This window comes from Halocatena marina, assembly GCF_023276375.1.
Taxonomy (GTDB): domain Archaea; phylum Halobacteriota; class Halobacteria; order Halobacteriales; family Haloarculaceae; genus Halocatena; species Halocatena marina.
The window spans coordinates 235,751-249,747 of record NZ_JALLPK010000001.1 but is presented as its reverse complement, the minus strand read 5'-3'; the positions used below and the strand labels follow the sequence as shown (position 1 = coordinate 249,747).

The window sequence follows — 13,997 nt, the reverse complement described above, 5'->3', positions numbered from 1 at the left end:
TACACACTATTCCTTTAGGACCGCTGAATTAGCGCGCTCAGACCGAAGACACTCCCGATAATAGCGCTGAGCAACGGCCACGGGCCTGCACTCAGAGTCGGGAAAAGTAGTGTTACTGCAACGACCAAGAGAAGACTGAGTACCGATAAACCGAGATAGTAGTCGTTCCACGAAACGGACCAGCCAGCTTCGCTCTCTGTTTCGGACGTCATCTCTGATTCGGTCTCCTGTTGTGTTGTTTCGTCTGCTGACTCTTCGACTGTCTCAGAAGCACCACTGTCGGGCGTCGTATCTGTGAAAAGATACGGTTCGAGTTCGTCCAGTAGCGAACAAGGCTCGATCGTCCCACGGTTTTGATCGTACGCAATGACGCCAGCATCGTCGAGTTTGGGGAGATGAGACTGATACAGTGCGATGTAGACTCGCTGCCGTGCGTTCGATGTTAGCTTCGTGACTGTCGTGTTATTCTCCCATGCTGCAACTTGTTCTGTGACGACTCGCATTTCGACGGAGTCGATCGCTGGATTTTCGAAAAGATACCGGAGTACCGACCGCCGCCGCTGGTTCTGTAGCAGATGGAAGACGTCATCTCGTTCAAGTGTTGGTGGTGTGATTTCTTCAGCGGAGGCGGGCGGGGAAATCCCAGACTGTTCCGATGGGGATGCACGTGTACTCATCGAACCGAAAGAACACAGCAAATCTCATAAAAGGGGAGAATAGTTCCGGTGGTTTTCAGTGGGTTTCACTGTTTTAGAGGCGACTGCAGTATAGGGATTGAACAGTTCGAACGATTATTCGAACGTTTTTAGCCTTTTATCATTATTTTTTACCGATAATACTGTGGCAAGGATGTTCGAATCCGTGTTTTTTACCGACAATGTAACCCAGCAGAGTTACTACGCTTCGGCCCGACAAGCGGAATGTGAGCTCGACCTATACTCTGCATCGAGAAGCCGTATGTACGCTTGTGAGAGTCACTTGTAGTAGGCGCGAGTTATGACAGACAATATCACTGCAGAGACTATCGACGTAGAGCAGCCAAAGGAGTTAGCACAGAGCGTGATGACGAACGTAGAGCGAGTTATCGTTGGTCACCACGATACCGTCGAGCATCTTGTAACGTCGTTATTAGCACAGGGGAATGTGCTCCTTGAAGACGTACCGGGCGTTGGAAAGACGATGCTCGCACGGTCCATTGCCCGGTCGATCGACGGGATATTCAAGCGGATTCAGTTCACGCCAGACCTTCTTCCGAGCGACGTGACCGGCGTGAACGTCTTCAATCAGAAGACACGAGAGTTCGACTTCCGAAACGGGCCGATATTCGCAAACGTTGTGCTCGCCGACGAGATCAACCGTGCGCCTCCAAAGACACAGAGCGCGCTGCTGGAGGCGATGGAAGAAAAGCAGGTGACAGTCGATGGCAAGACACGCCGGATGCCGGATCCGTTCACTGTCATCGCCACACAAAACTCGGTCGAGCGTAACCGTACCTATGATCTTCCGATCGCCGAAATCGATCGGTTCATGAAAAAGCTTCACCTCGGATATCCGGGCGAGGATGAAGAGTCACAGGTACTTGCCCGCGTTGTCGGTGACCATCCGATCGATTCGTTGACGCCTGTTGCGGCCATCGAGGATCTCCGGTCGGCTCGACAGACTGTCTCTCGTGTGCGTGTTGAAGACGCCATTCGAGAGTACATTACCAACCTCTCTCGATATACACGCGAAAAGGCACAGTTGGGAGTGAGTCCTCGTGGATCGATCACGTTGTTGCGCGCTGCGCAGGCACGGGCCGTGCTCAACCAGCGTAGCTACGTTATCCCAGACGATATCCAACAGGAAGCAAGAGCAGTACTTGCACACAGGATACGAGTCCCACCGAGTAGCCACGAAACGCCAGAAGAACTCATTGAGACGGCACTTGAAACTGTCGAGGTATAGAATGAAGCTGACACGACGCGGAACTGTCGTCGCTGGAGTTGCCGTCCTCGGATTCGTTCTCGGTGCAAATTCTGGCGCACGGGCATTAGATGCTGTCGTGGTACCAGCGATCGCGACACTCGCGGTTGCCGTTACAGAAGTCACGCTGACTGACCGGCCAACACTCGAACGTTCGATTCCCGAACCGGGATTTCCGGGAGACGACCGGACGCTACGTCTCCGTCTCGACACAAACCGCATGGTTAGTATCACCGATCAACTCGGAGACGGAATTCGTCCCAATACAGTGGAGCAAACCGTCGCCGGAGATCAGACGGTTGCATACAACATAGAACTCGTGCGACGCGGAGTGCATAGTATTGGCCCACTGTCTGTTGACGTGCGCGACTCGCTTGGACTCGTCACCAAACGCTATCGGTACACCGATTCTGAAACACTACTCGTTTATCCAGACATCCGCCATCTCACGTCGCCAAAACCACTACAAGCAGTCACAGAAGCGGATGAAAAGATCGAACGACAAGAATTCGATCAGCTCCGCGAGTATGTACCGGGGGACTCACTCCGTGATGTCCACTGGAAGACAAGCGCGAAACAACAGCATCAAGACGACCTCTTTGTCGTTGAGTACACACACGGTGGGGGTGAAGGTATCTCGATCGCTGCTGAGTCAACCGCAGACAGTCACGGACGGAGTGTCGACGCGATGGCGACGGCGACCGCGAGCATCGTTGCATATCTCATCGATCGCGGTATCGAAGTCAGCCTCGCAGTCCCGAACGGACATCTCGAAAAGGGACACGATGAACGCCATCGACAGCGAATGCTCGAACTTCTCGCGCGAACTAACCCGGGCCGCGTCTCGATGGAACGCGTCGAGTCAGCAGACGTATACGTTCTCGGTGAACGGGGCCGGGTAACCATCGAAGTTGGAGACGGGGGACAAACGATCTCGTTTGACCAGCTAACCAATCAGGAGCCAATTGAGGGCGCTCGTGATGACCTCGACAGCAGGAAACAGAAAACTGCAATCGACAGCAGCGACAGGCACCGAAGTCAAAAGATACGGAAAGAGAAAGAGAAAAGCGGGAGCGATAGCGGCGAGGAAAGTGAGAGTGTTCCCGCATGAGTAGGCTGAGAGAAAAATTCGACACAAAACAGCGATTTCAAGCTGAGTCGCCGTGGCTATTCGCACTCCTTGGACTCTTCGTTCTGAGTTGGTCGTATTTGAGTGTGCTCCATCGCGCAGTCGATATCACCGGCGACATGCAGCTGTTTTTCATTATTGTGACTGGGGCATTCGTCGGTGGAATCGTTATTGGACGATTCATGATGCCACTGATTGCGTACCTCTGTGCTGCCTTCATCGCAGCAGGTGGGGTCGCACTGTACGTCCCAACACTCCCAGAAGGATATTCGTTCGTCATCTCAACAGATATTCTCTTGGCAGATTTTGGTGCACTCATCACAGGATTGTCGATCCTCCGAATCATCAACGCTGGCGTCTGGGCGACAGCAGTCGCACCCGTACCTGTATTTCTCACGTCGTATTTCGCCTCTCGAAAACAGTATGGACGGGCAACGAGCGTAGGATGCGTTGCGCTTGGGTTCTTCATTCTCACAGGGGACGTGGACGTAACAACCGGTCTCATCGGTGTGCTCGGGGCAGCAGCGACGGTTGGGTTCGGAGACCTCGATCACAGCGGTGGGAATCTCTCGGCAGCAAATGCGCTCGCTATTGTTCTTGCTGTGATCGTCGTTCTCACGGCCACAGTGAGTGTCGTTCCTGGCGGTGAGAGTCACCCAGTGCTCTCAAGAGAGGGAGCGAACGATCCACAGACAGTTGAGGGGAGCCTCACGAACGCTGACAACGAGCTCTCGATCCAAGGATCGATACGCCTCAGCCCCTCAGTTCGATTCACAGTCGAGAGCGACCAGCAGGCGTACTGGCGTGTTGGGGCGTACGACCGTTACACTGGATCGAGTTGGATACGAACCGTAAACAGCCATTCGTACAATGGTTCGCTATCACAGCCACCGGGACCGAACCAAAACATTCGACAAACAGTTCGTGCCAAGCAACCGGTGAACGTCATGCCCGCGGCGTGGAAGCCCATTTCCGTCGATAACCACTCGGCGCGCGTAACAGGTTTTGAGGGCGTACAACCAGAGACACGACTCAATGCAGGTGATTCGTACAGTGTTGTCAGTTCGGTCCCAGCGGCTTCTCCGGAGGAGTTGCGCACCAGTTCTGATGACTATCCGGACGAAGTCCTCCGTCGATACACAAAAAACCCGGGCAGCACACCCGAACGAGTCAAAGAGTACACTGACAAGCTAACCACGAACGCCAACAACAGCTACGATACGGCACGGATCATCGAAGAACATCTCCAGCGGAGCAAGAACTACTCGCTCGATGTACAGCGACCGAACGACCACATCGCGGACAGCTTCCTCTTCGAGATGGACCGTGGGTACTGTACGTACTTTGCCACGACGATGGTTACAATGCTTCGAACGCAGGATATTCCGGCCCGGTTCGTCGTCGGATACACGCCGGGCCAGCGTGTAGACTCGAATAAGTGGGTCGTCCGTGGACTTGACTCACATGCATGGGTCGAAGTGTACATCCCTGAATACGGATGGATCAAATTCGACCCGACGCCGGGTGGAGCGCGCCAGCAAGCAGAACAGAACGTCATCGAAACCGCCCGATCTGAGGGAGTCCCAAACGTCGATACGAACGAGACGGAACCGACACCAACACCGACCCCTGATGAAAACGAGAGTGCGGGTAACGGAACCACCTCGACCGAGACATCCACACCCCAATCAGAAGCTCAACAGCAAACCAGAGAGGGTTCATCGAACAACCCATCTCCTCCGGGATTCACGCCGAGTGGCGAGAGCGATCTAAGCGACTCGGATGCCGACAAGGAGGGTGGATTGAGCGATTTGCAGATTATGCTCCCTTCGAGAGATCGAATGTTTTTGGGAACGATCGTCCTGTTGGGAATTGCGGCCGTGGTACGCCGCAGTGGCGTCGGTGGACGGGCCTACCGAGAAGTGTGGCTCCGCCGACAGCCGCGTACCGATCCTGAGAGTGACATCGAACGCGCATTCGAACGACTCGAATACATCCTTGCACGCGAGCATCGACCGCGGAGACCGGGAGAGACGAGAAAGCAGTACGTTCGTGTCGTTGGTGACGATTCTGCACGGCGGGTTGAGGAGATATACGAACGCGCCGTATACGGAGGGGAGGCGACAGAGGCGCTTGCAGACGAAGCGATCGATATCGTTAATCGACGTGTGCGCGAACGATCTCTCCTATAGCGCATCTCGCAGACTCTCAAGGGCACGACGAGACGGCGTTTTTTGGCTGAACGGTCGATAGTGTTTAATAGGGCCATCGAGTACTTCCGCTCGTAATGTCGGAAGTCTGCTCGACGTGTGGATTGCCCCAGGAACTCTGCGTCTGTGAAGACGTTGCAAAAGAGTCCCAGGAGATTACAATCCGCATCGACGAGCGCCGATACGGAAAAGAGGTAACGGTCATCGAAGGGTTCGATCCACGTGATGTCGACATGGATTCGCTCTCATCGGATCTCAAATCGAAGTTCGCGTGTGGCGGTACCGTCGAAGACGGTTCCATCGAACTCCAAGGAAATCATAGTGGTCGAATCGAAGACTTCCTCCGCGAACAGGGATTCAACGTGGCTTAACGCAAAATTACGCCGCACGATCATGTGAACAGATCCAACGAGGAGGCCGTCCTCCGTTAACACTTTACCTACAAGAGAAAATAGCTCAGAGGATGCGGTTAGAAGGGCGCTTTTGTTCCGTCGTTCGTCTCTGCGTTCCCGTTGTTCGACTCGAGCGCGTATTCCCATCCCTGTAATCCGTCAGCTAGGCTCTCGATAGTCGTATCGTTCGTTCCCTCGTACGATTCGATGAGCCTGGCCGCCTGAATCGACGACTTTCCAAGTGGACAGATAGTGACGATGTGGTCGTCGTCATCGAGTTCCTCAACCCGCTGTGGAAGTTCTTCGAACGGAATGTTGTCGCTGCTGGGGATGTGTCCACGTTCGAACGCAGTCCGGTTTCGAATGTCGACGAGTCGAACGTCCTCATCAGTATCGAGCAACGTCTTCAACTCTGCTGCGGTAATCTCGCCGTCCATGTCCGATCAAACCACCGGATACGGATATAGTACCGGATCTATCCGCACAGAAGAACACAGCATCAAAGGTGGCGACAGAGATACGCAATGTACTAAACAGATCGCTTAGAGCAGTCCTTCGTGTTCTGCTAGTAGCAGTCCTTCGATCGTGGCGTCATTGGAGGGTGGGGTCCGTGCTTGTTCAAGTGCCTCGCTAACGGGCACACGACGAACGGTAATGAACTCGTTCGTATCGAGTTTGCGGTCGGTTGGGTCAAGATCGGAGGCGAAAACGTGTCCGCGACGATGTGTGAGCACGCCGGTCGCCACCCAGAAGTCATCGAGGAAGATGATTTCGTTCGGATCGTGCCCGGTTTCCTCGCGGAGTTCGCGCGCACCTGCCGCTTCGTAGGCAGCAGGAGGAACATCTGCAGTTGCCGCCAATCCACCCGGTGTGTCCGAACGGTCGATGTTATCCGGAGCAGCCGGCAGATCATCGGCATCGACGATGCCAGCGGGGAGTTCGAGACATAATCGACGGATCGGAGGCCGAAACTGCTCAACCATCACCAGCTCATCTCCGTCCCGGGCAACGACGACCACAGCAGGCGGGAGTGTCGCCCAGTAGTACTGCTTTTCTGTCCCGTCTGGCTGTTTGAATCGATCGTAACCGCCAGTGTACCAGCCCGTTTCGTATTCGGTGACAGACTCGATAAACTGCCATCCGTCGGGGTCGGTATCTGTACTCGTTTCGTGATCGTGATCGTGATTGGAGTCGGGACCGGACTCGTTGAATTCACTCATCTGTGGTGTGTTCTTCGAATGCGTTCCGGTAGTGACGACCGAACGCCTGTCGTTGGAGCGTTCCGACAGCTGCTGTTTCCTCATTTTGAAACGTCGCTGCGACAATCACACCCGCAAACGGGATCGGATGCCAGACGACGTGGTCGACGTTCTCATTCCCTGCGAGTTCGACCTCGTCGTTTCGATCAGCACACCACTCGTCGAACTCCTCGCGTGTGCCAACTGTAACTTCGAGTAATGACGCGAAAAGGGCCTCGCGCGCGGTCATCACGACATCAGTGGTGACGCGCTCTCGATACTCGTCTCTGTCGAACGACATCGCCTTTGCAACCTCACGAACGACGGTTTGGGCGGAGAATCCGAGTGCGTCGTATTGCTCGTGTGCCGCCTCGACCGTTTCAGGGGCGAAGATACCGACCGAATGCATGATCGAGGGTACTCGGGAGGGATAGTTATGTTCATCGCAGGCGCTATGATCGACTCTGCTGTGTAGTACTGAGCATGGCTGATACCGTGTTGGTTGATGAGAATCGAGGAATGGAACGATACCAACTCGAAACGTCACCGATTACTCTTCGTCAGTTTCTAATTTCGATTCGGTCATTCGTCGAGCCTCTTCCAAAACGGCCTGTGCCTCTACGTCCAACGTTCCGGACTGGGCGTCCAGTTGTTGTTCTCGACCATTTCCAACGCCCTGTTCGGCCATCGATGGTTCATCGAACAACTGTCCAGACCGTTCGCGGTCGTGTTGATGCTCACCACCGGTAGTTGTATCTTCGAACACCTGTGGAAACGTCGTCTCCTCGGATAGTTCGGTGAGTACGTCGGCTAACTCGTCTTGGCCCATATCAGACCAACCGGAAACACGTTCATCGAGCCACGCCTCGTGTTCGTCACCATGGATGATCGCAGTGAACGCGACGTGGTTCGCGAGGTGACTGCCATCAGCCTGCGGGATCTCACAGACAGGGCACTCGTATCCCATGGCCACTGTACAGCCGCCGTGCGGAAAGCCCTTGTGAGATACAACAAGCACCGATCGAAATAACAGCGTCGAACAGTCCATCAAAAAGCGCGAGTGGAAGATGCAGAGCGTCGTAATACGACAGCAAACTGAAAAGATCGTGATTCTGCTGGATGTGTTAATATCGCATATATGGATTAATATTATATTCATCCATGCACAACACACGACAATGGTGTGGATGAGCGGTTTGTTGCGATACAAGACACCGGTGACCAATTCGCGGACCAACAGCACTGGCTACTCGAGTAGCGGCGGCAAAATCAGAGGAGGTATTTAAAGATGGCAACCGGCGTCTCAATTTCACAGGAACAAGCCGAGAACGAGGAGTCTGAATCTGCGGTCGTAACGGCTCGACGGCAACTCGAACGTGCGGCTGCACTTCTCGACCTCGATCCGAATGTAATCGAGCGTCTCAAGCATCCACAGCGAGTCGAGCGAGTTTCGCTTCCGTTAGAGCGAGATGATGGTACTGTCGAGGTATTCACGGGATATCGTGCCCAACACGACTCGGTTCGTGGGCCGTTCAAGGGCGGACTCCGCTATCACCCGGAGGTGAACGAAGAGGAGTGTGTCGGGCTTTCGATGTGGATGACGTGGAAATGCGCCGTGATGGACCTTCCGTTCGGTGGCGCAAAAGGTGGTGTCGTCGTCAATCCGAAGCTACTCAGTCAAAACGAGAAAGAACGGCTGACTCGCCGGTTTGCACAGGAACTCCGGAGCGTCATTGGGCCGATGCACGACATTCCTGCACCGGATATGGGCACCGATGCGGAAACGATGGGGTGGTTTATGGACGCCTACAGCATGCAGGAAGGCGAAACGACACCCGGTGTCGTCACAGGGAAGCCACCGGTTATCGGTGGCTCCTACGGCCGTGAGGAAGCCCCCGGTCGAAGCGTCGCTATCGTCACACGTGAGGCGTGTAAATACTACAGCCAACCACTCGATGAAACGACCATCGCTGTACAAGGATTCGGGAGCGTTGGTGCGAACGCTGCTCGCCTTCTCGACGAATGGGGAGCAAATGTCGTTGCCGCAAGTGATGTCAACGGAGCAATCTACGATCCCGACGGACTGGACACAGAAGCGATCAAATCACACGGCGAGGAACCCGCTGCCGTAACTGGATTTTCCGGTACCGAAGCGCTCTCAAACGAAGAATTGCTCACGCTTGACGTAGACGTCCTCATTCCTGCTGCGGTTGGAAACGTGCTCACAGAATCGAACGCGGGAGATGTTTCCGCCTCGATGATTGTCGAAGGAGCGAACGGTCCGACGACATCGACTGCAGATTCGATTTTCGAGCGACGGGACGTCCCAGTCATTCCTGATATCCTCGCCAACGCGGGTGGTGTCACTGTCTCGTACTTCGAATGGCTCCAAGACATCAACCGACGGGGTTGGTCGCTCGAACGCGTGAACGAAGAGCTCGAAGCAGAAATGCTCTCAGCGTGGACGAGCGTCATAAACGCCTACGAGAGTGAAGATGAAATCTCGTGGCGTGATGCCGCGTACGTCGTTGGACTCAAACGAATCGTCGAAGCCCACGAATCGCGTGGACTGTGGCCCTGAGTCGGAAACACTGTAACTGAGACAGAAGTGAACTGTTTCGGGGAAGGGAGAGACTGGGAGATAGTATCGTTTTCGCTTATTAGTCTCGAACCATTATCAGCGCGTCTTCGCCATTTTCGTAGTATCGAGGAACAGTCCGTCGGTGGGTGAATCCGTGTTGCTGATAGAGTCGAATCGCCGTATCATTGCTCTCTCTGACTTCTAGCTTAACGGAATAGACGCCCCGCATACCGAGATCCGAAAGCGTCCGTTGGAGAAGTCTTGTGCCAATGCCCTGTCCTCGAAAGTCTGGATGGACGGCGAAGTCCTTTATGTGTCCGAGTGCGCTACCGTGGTTTGGAACCGAATCAGCGACGATATATCCCGCTATTAAACTTCCTTGCTCGGCCACGAGAAACCCCTCACCACCGACAAACCGCTCGAACGCTTGGAACGGCCACGGCTGTGCAAAAGAGGCGTGCTCGATTCGAAAGACATCGAGCAGATCCGCCCGTGTCGCTTGACGAACAGCGAAATCGTTCCCCGGTACGGACGTAGTCACGGCACCCAATACGTACCGTAGGATGATAGAGTCTCCGGCATGGAGCGAGTCGAAACCCGAGTCGATGAAGCAAAAAGAGAATAGACAGATGAAAGAACGCCGATCAGTCGTCGGCTGGTGTCGCGTCGCTCGTGCTCTGGTCGTAGTGCTTTCGCGTGTGGGAAAGCTTCCCGCCGTCTGCGAGGATCTCACGCTCGCGCTCGGACGCATCGAGGGTAGCGGTGAGTTCCCAGTCGCCGTTCACACGGACGGTGAACGCTTCCTGACCGGAGCGGACTGCTTCATCCACATTGTCGACGATTTCGATGTCGTCGCCCTGCTCGATCTGCTCGTAATCGTCTTCGTCGATAGCAAGCGGGAGCAGTCCGAAGTTGAACAGATTCGCCTTGTGGATGCGAGCGAAGTTCTGTGCGAGAACGCCCTCGATACCGAGGTACATCGGGCAGAGTGCCGCGTGCTCGCGCGACGATCCTTGGCCATAGTTTTCTCCAGCGACGAGGAAGCCACCGTCCGCATCGAGCGCACGCTGTGCGAACGAATCGTCGACGCGTGAGAGCGTGAATTCGCTCAGTTTGGGGATGTTCGAGCGATACATCAAGATGTCCTGCGTGGCCGGGATGATGTGGTCTGTCGTGATGTTATCATCCATCTTCAGGAGTGCTGGGCCAGCAAGCTCGGATTCGAGCGAGTCCTTGAGTGGCACGTCACCGATATTTGGTCCCTTCACCAACGAATCATCGACTGCCTCGTCGGGAGCGATGAGGTCGGTCGTCGAACCATCGTACTGTTCGGGCATCTCGAGACCGGGGGCTTCGAGATCACCGAGTTCATCCGCAAGATCGCGTGGATCGATGATTTCGCCTTTGAGTGCCGCTGCAGTAGCGACTTCGGGCGAGCAGAGATACACTGAGTCGTCCTCGATTCCGGAGCGACCCTCGAAATTGCGGTTGAACGTTCGCAAGCTGACTGAGTCGGATGCAGGCACGTGGCCGATTCCGATACACGCACCACAGGTCGCCTCGGAGAAGTTGACACCAGCAGCCATCATCTCAGCCGTCCATCCCTGACGAGCGAGCAGCTCAGAGGCTTGCTTCGAACCGGGAGCGACGATCATCTCAGTCTTCTTGTCGATCTCACGACCTTCGAGCATCTTCGCTGACGGGAGGATGTCCTCGTAGGCACCATTGGTACACGAACCGATGATGACTTGCTCGACATCCGTGCCGGCAACCTCGCTGACCGGAACGACGTTGTCGGGCATCGATGGCGTGGCGATGAGCGGTTCAAGCTCAGAGAGGTCGATGACAACCTCGTCGTCGTACTCAGCGTCGTCGTCGGGCTGAAGCTCAACGTGGGCGTCCTCGCGTCCGAGTCGAGAGAGGAACTCTTCAGTCCGCTCGTCAGTCGGGAAGAGCGAACTCGTCGCACCCAACTCCGTCCCCATGTTCGTGATGGTCGTCCGCTCGGGCACCGAAAGCGATTCGACGCCAGGACCAGTGTACTCGAAGATTTTCCCAACACCGCCTTTGACCGAAAGCTTCCGGAGCAGTTCGAGGATGACATCCTTTGCAGTTGCCCATTCCGGAAGTTCGCCTTCGAGTCGAACGCTCACAACCTCAGGCATCTCGATGTAGTAGGGTCCACCACCCATCGCAACAGCGACGTCGAGACCACCCGATCCAATAGCGAGCTGACCAAGCCCGCCTGGAGTCGGCGTGTGCGAGTCAGAACCGAGGAGCGTCTTGCCGGGTGCCGCGAAGTGTTCCTTGTGAACCTGATGACAGATACCGTTTCCGGGTCGAGAGAAATGTGCACCGAACGTCCCCGCTGCAGAACGGAGGAATCGGTGATCGTCAGTGTTTTTGAAGTCGAACTGGTATGTCTGGTGATCACAGTACTGTGCTGCGAGTTCAGTCTGGACCTCATCGAGGCCGAGTGCCTCGAACTGTAGCCAAACGAGCGTACCAGTCGTATCCTGTGTGAGGACTTGATCGATCTCGATGCCGATCTCCTCTCCGGTTTCGAGTTCTCCTTCGACGAGATGATCGGTGAGGATCTTCTCGGTCAGCGTCTGTCCCATATCATTCACACGTCACCATCCCACGGATATAAACTCCTCGTGTTCGGCTTCTTTTGCGTTCTCTCGCCCGAAATCGGGGTTTCAGCTGTTTTCGACGGGGAGAGACTCATTAACGAGCGTTACGATTGTTCAACGACAGCTTCACCATGCTATTCTTCTCACACGACCATCAAACGGGCATGGTAACTTTTCTCTTAGAATTCTATTCAGAAAATTGTAGATGAAATATTGATGGGGAAATTCGACGTCGATGTAGGCTGTCGCATCTGAAAGCAAGAAAGTATCAGCCTCCCGCCCACCACAGTTTCAAGCTGGGGAGCGTCGGCAGGCGGCTCATAGAGTACCTCCGGGCCGGGGGCAGCGACGTGGAGTCGGTCTGTGGTATCGTCTCGGCAATTGCTGTCGTACTCGATGGAAATCCAGTCCTGATGAGGGCAGTAGACAGGCCGACTGATGTCAACACCGCTTATCGTGATGGTCTTCCGATCGATTCGGTGGAACTCCGCCTGCTAGTATCTACCACGATGTACCACACCCATCTCGACACATATCAGGATAAAAAATACCGTGAGCATATCGTCCAATGGCCGGAGTATCACGGAAAGATCGAAGAGGGTTGGAACGGCCCGGTCGTGTAACCTATCTGATTGTACAATGTTACCACATAATGTTCATCGTTAGTCACTCTTCTACAAAATATCATCACAACATTCAATTAACTACAATCTATGTAGAATATGATGGAGAAAATCCATTCGAAAGACACGGCGATTCGTGGAATCGATCGGGAGTACGGGAGTACGTGGAGGTGGAGTGACCACAGCGAGACAGCGGTTGAGTTGTCTCACCGACAATGGTCCAGCATGCGGTGGGATTCACTTTTGCAGCGGTACTGGACGAGCGGTCGTAACTGACAATGGACGGTGAATCATGTCACAAAACACACCAGATCCCCACGAGCACACTCGATTTCTTGCGATGTCGCGGGCCCGGATTAGACTACTCAGATATCTCGATAACACCCCGCAATCACCCCGTGAACTCGCAAGTGCGCTTTCATTATCCCGCCGAGGAATTCAGCGAAATTTATCGAAACTAGTCGAGCGGGGGTGGGCAAAGAAGGTGAACGGTGCCTACCGGCTCACAACGAACGGAAAACTCATCACCGAACAGTACGTGGACTTTCGGACCACGGTCGGCATAATCCACGAGTGCAAACCATTCTTCGAATATCTCCCCGACTGTGATCACGTCCCGGCTCCCGAGTGGCTTCACGATGCGGAGATATTCGTTGCAACATCTGATCAGCCGCACGCACCGATTAGGCAGTACGTGAACGGTCTCAAAAACAGCTCACCCACGACAGTCCGGAGTCTCCTTCCGGTTCTCAGCCAGTACTACACCGACCTCTACGTGGAACTGACCGAGCGCGGAGCCGAAATCGAACTCGTGGTAGACGAGACAGTGCTCAAAAGCGATAGCGTACAGAGCCTCGCGGTGTCAGCATCTGGGTCCTCTCCTGAAAGTATCGTGTTACACGAATCTCCACAGCCGATCGACTTCGGTCTCACACTCTCCGACCACTGCGGCTTTATGAGCGCATACGACGAACGAGGACGGATTCGGGCGTGTATCGAGTGCGACGATCCTGCATTTCTGAACTGGGCGGTAGAACTATACCAGAACTACCGGAACGGCGCACGAACGGTCAATTCTGGAGAGATAATCCCAAGAAAAGGCGATCCAGTGGGGTGAGCCACGTCAGAAAGAGGTATTCACACAGCCACATCTCGATTCATCGCTGACGATCGTTTTAGTTCAATGGTGTTTTTGGGTACTATCGTATGACAACAGATACACAATT

At 54.5% G+C, this 13,997-nt stretch carries 14 protein-coding genes; 7 read left to right on the top strand and 7 right to left on the bottom strand.

All coding sequences use genetic code 11. The annotated features are described in order from the left end of the window. Positions 1 to 14: 14 nt before the first annotated feature. Positions 15 to 677: a DUF7344 domain-containing protein gene (locus MW898_RS01235; protein WP_248903836.1), complete on the bottom strand. Its 663-nt coding sequence runs from the start codon at positions 675 to 677 to the stop codon at positions 15 to 17. Positions 678 to 996: 319 nt separating this feature from the next. On the opposite strand from MW898_RS01235, the gene MW898_RS01230 reads away from it, so the two are divergent. The 4 genes from MW898_RS01230 to yciH all read left to right on the top strand — a co-directional run bounded on the left by MW898_RS01230 (position 997) and on the right by yciH (position 5,672). Beyond that, positions 997 to 1,944 carry an AAA family ATPase gene (locus tag MW898_RS01230; RefSeq protein ID WP_248903834.1) on the top strand — a complete coding sequence of 316 codons (948 nt, stop codon included), beginning with the start codon at positions 997 to 999 and terminating at the stop codon, positions 1,942 to 1,944. A 1-nt stretch (position 1,945) separates the two neighbouring features. Beyond that, positions 1,946 to 3,073: a DUF58 domain-containing protein gene (locus MW898_RS01225; protein ID WP_248903832.1), complete on the top strand. Its 1,128-nt coding sequence runs from the start codon at positions 1,946 to 1,948 to the stop codon at positions 3,071 to 3,073. Further along, on the top strand, positions 3,070 to 5,283 hold the full coding sequence (locus tag MW898_RS01220) for a transglutaminase TgpA family protein (protein ID WP_248903829.1): 2,214 nt from the start codon (positions 3,070 to 3,072) through the stop codon (positions 5,281 to 5,283). The genes MW898_RS01225 and MW898_RS01220 overlap by 4 nt, the downstream gene beginning before the upstream one ends. Before the next feature lie 95 nt (positions 5,284 to 5,378). Continuing rightward, a complete protein-coding gene (gene yciH, locus MW898_RS01215) occupies positions 5,379 to 5,672 on the top strand; it encodes a stress response translation initiation inhibitor YciH (protein WP_248903827.1) in 294 nt (97 codons plus the stop codon). Positions 5,673 to 5,770: 98 nt separating this feature from the next. Here the strand turns inward: yciH and MW898_RS01210 are convergent, their stop codons facing one another. The 4 genes from MW898_RS01210 to MW898_RS01195 all read right to left on the bottom strand — a co-directional run bounded on the left by MW898_RS01210 (position 5,771) and on the right by MW898_RS01195 (position 7,898). Further along, positions 5,771 to 6,130: a rhodanese-like domain-containing protein gene (locus MW898_RS01210; protein WP_248903825.1), complete on the bottom strand. Its 360-nt coding sequence runs from the start codon at positions 6,128 to 6,130 to the stop codon at positions 5,771 to 5,773. A 105-nt stretch (positions 6,131 to 6,235) separates the two neighbouring features. Further along, positions 6,236 to 6,913 carry an NUDIX hydrolase gene (locus MW898_RS01205; RefSeq protein WP_248903823.1) on the bottom strand — a complete coding sequence of 226 codons (678 nt, stop codon included), beginning with the start codon at positions 6,911 to 6,913 and terminating at the stop codon, positions 6,236 to 6,238. Further along, a complete protein-coding gene (locus MW898_RS01200) occupies positions 6,906 to 7,340 on the bottom strand; it encodes a DUF5809 family protein (protein ID WP_248903821.1) in 435 nt (144 codons plus the stop codon). The genes MW898_RS01205 and MW898_RS01200 overlap by 8 nt, the downstream gene beginning before the upstream one ends. Positions 7,341 to 7,481: 141 nt before the next feature. Beyond that, entirely contained in the window at positions 7,482 to 7,898 is a 417-nt protein-coding gene (locus tag MW898_RS01195; RefSeq protein ID WP_248903819.1) for a DUF5810 domain-containing protein, read from the bottom strand. A gap of 321 nt (positions 7,899 to 8,219) precedes the next feature. On the opposite strand from MW898_RS01195, the gene gdhB reads away from it, so the two are divergent. Beyond that, positions 8,220 to 9,512 (top strand): glutamate dehydrogenase GdhB, encoded by a 1,293-nt coding sequence (gene gdhB, locus MW898_RS01190; protein ID WP_248903817.1) that lies wholly within the window; start codon positions 8,220 to 8,222, stop codon positions 9,510 to 9,512. A gap of 79 nt (positions 9,513 to 9,591) precedes the next feature. On the opposite strand, the gene rimI is transcribed toward gdhB, so the two are convergent. Next, entirely contained in the window at positions 9,592 to 10,053 is a 462-nt protein-coding gene (gene rimI / locus MW898_RS01185; RefSeq protein WP_248903815.1) for a ribosomal protein S18-alanine N-acetyltransferase, read from the bottom strand. A gap of 103 nt (positions 10,054 to 10,156) precedes the next feature. Further along, positions 10,157 to 12,133, bottom strand: coding sequence for an aconitate hydratase (locus MW898_RS01180; RefSeq protein WP_248903813.1), 1,977 nt, complete (start codon positions 12,131 to 12,133; stop codon positions 10,157 to 10,159). 365 nt (positions 12,134 to 12,498) lie between these two features. Here MW898_RS01180 and MW898_RS01175 point away from each other — a divergent pair, with 365 nt between their 5' ends. Together MW898_RS01175 and MW898_RS01170 are read left to right on the top strand one after the other, a co-directional pair. Then, on the top strand, positions 12,499 to 12,771 hold the full coding sequence (locus MW898_RS01175; protein ID WP_248903812.1) for a hypothetical protein: 273 nt from the start codon (positions 12,499 to 12,501) through the stop codon (positions 12,769 to 12,771). Positions 12,772 to 13,063: 292 nt separating this feature from the next. Next, positions 13,064 to 13,888 (top strand): helix-turn-helix transcriptional regulator, encoded by an 825-nt coding sequence (locus tag MW898_RS01170; protein WP_248903810.1) that lies wholly within the window; start codon positions 13,064 to 13,066, stop codon positions 13,886 to 13,888. Positions 13,889 to 13,997 lie beyond the last annotated feature (109 nt).

Coding starts and splice junctions, on each gene's coding strand:
- MW898_RS01235 (WP_248903836.1), bottom strand. CDS start 677: ATGAGTACACGTGCATCCCCATCGGAACAGTCTGGGATTTCCCCGCCC.
- MW898_RS01230 (WP_248903834.1), top strand. CDS start 997: ATGACAGACAATATCACTGCAGAGACTATCGACGTAGAGCAGCCAAAG.
- MW898_RS01225 (WP_248903832.1), top strand. CDS start 1,946: ATGAAGCTGACACGACGCGGAACTGTCGTCGCTGGAGTTGCCGTCCTC.
- MW898_RS01220 (WP_248903829.1), top strand. CDS start 3,070: ATGAGTAGGCTGAGAGAAAAATTCGACACAAAACAGCGATTTCAAGCT.
- yciH (WP_248903827.1), top strand. CDS start 5,379: ATGTCGGAAGTCTGCTCGACGTGTGGATTGCCCCAGGAACTCTGCGTC.
- MW898_RS01210 (WP_248903825.1), bottom strand. CDS start 6,130: ATGGACGGCGAGATTACCGCAGCAGAGTTGAAGACGTTGCTCGATACT.
- MW898_RS01205 (WP_248903823.1), bottom strand. CDS start 6,913: ATGAGTGAATTCAACGAGTCCGGTCCCGACTCCAATCACGATCACGAT.
- MW898_RS01200 (WP_248903821.1), bottom strand. CDS start 7,340: ATGCATTCGGTCGGTATCTTCGCCCCTGAAACGGTCGAGGCGGCACAC.
- MW898_RS01195 (WP_248903819.1), bottom strand. CDS start 7,898: ATGGGATACGAGTGCCCTGTCTGTGAGATCCCGCAGGCTGATGGCAGT.
- gdhB (WP_248903817.1), top strand. CDS start 8,220: ATGGCAACCGGCGTCTCAATTTCACAGGAACAAGCCGAGAACGAGGAG.
- MW898_RS01180 (WP_248903813.1), bottom strand. CDS start 12,133: ATGGGACAGACGCTGACCGAGAAGATCCTCACCGATCATCTCGTCGAA.
- MW898_RS01170 (WP_248903810.1), top strand. CDS start 13,064: ATGTCACAAAACACACCAGATCCCCACGAGCACACTCGATTTCTTGCG.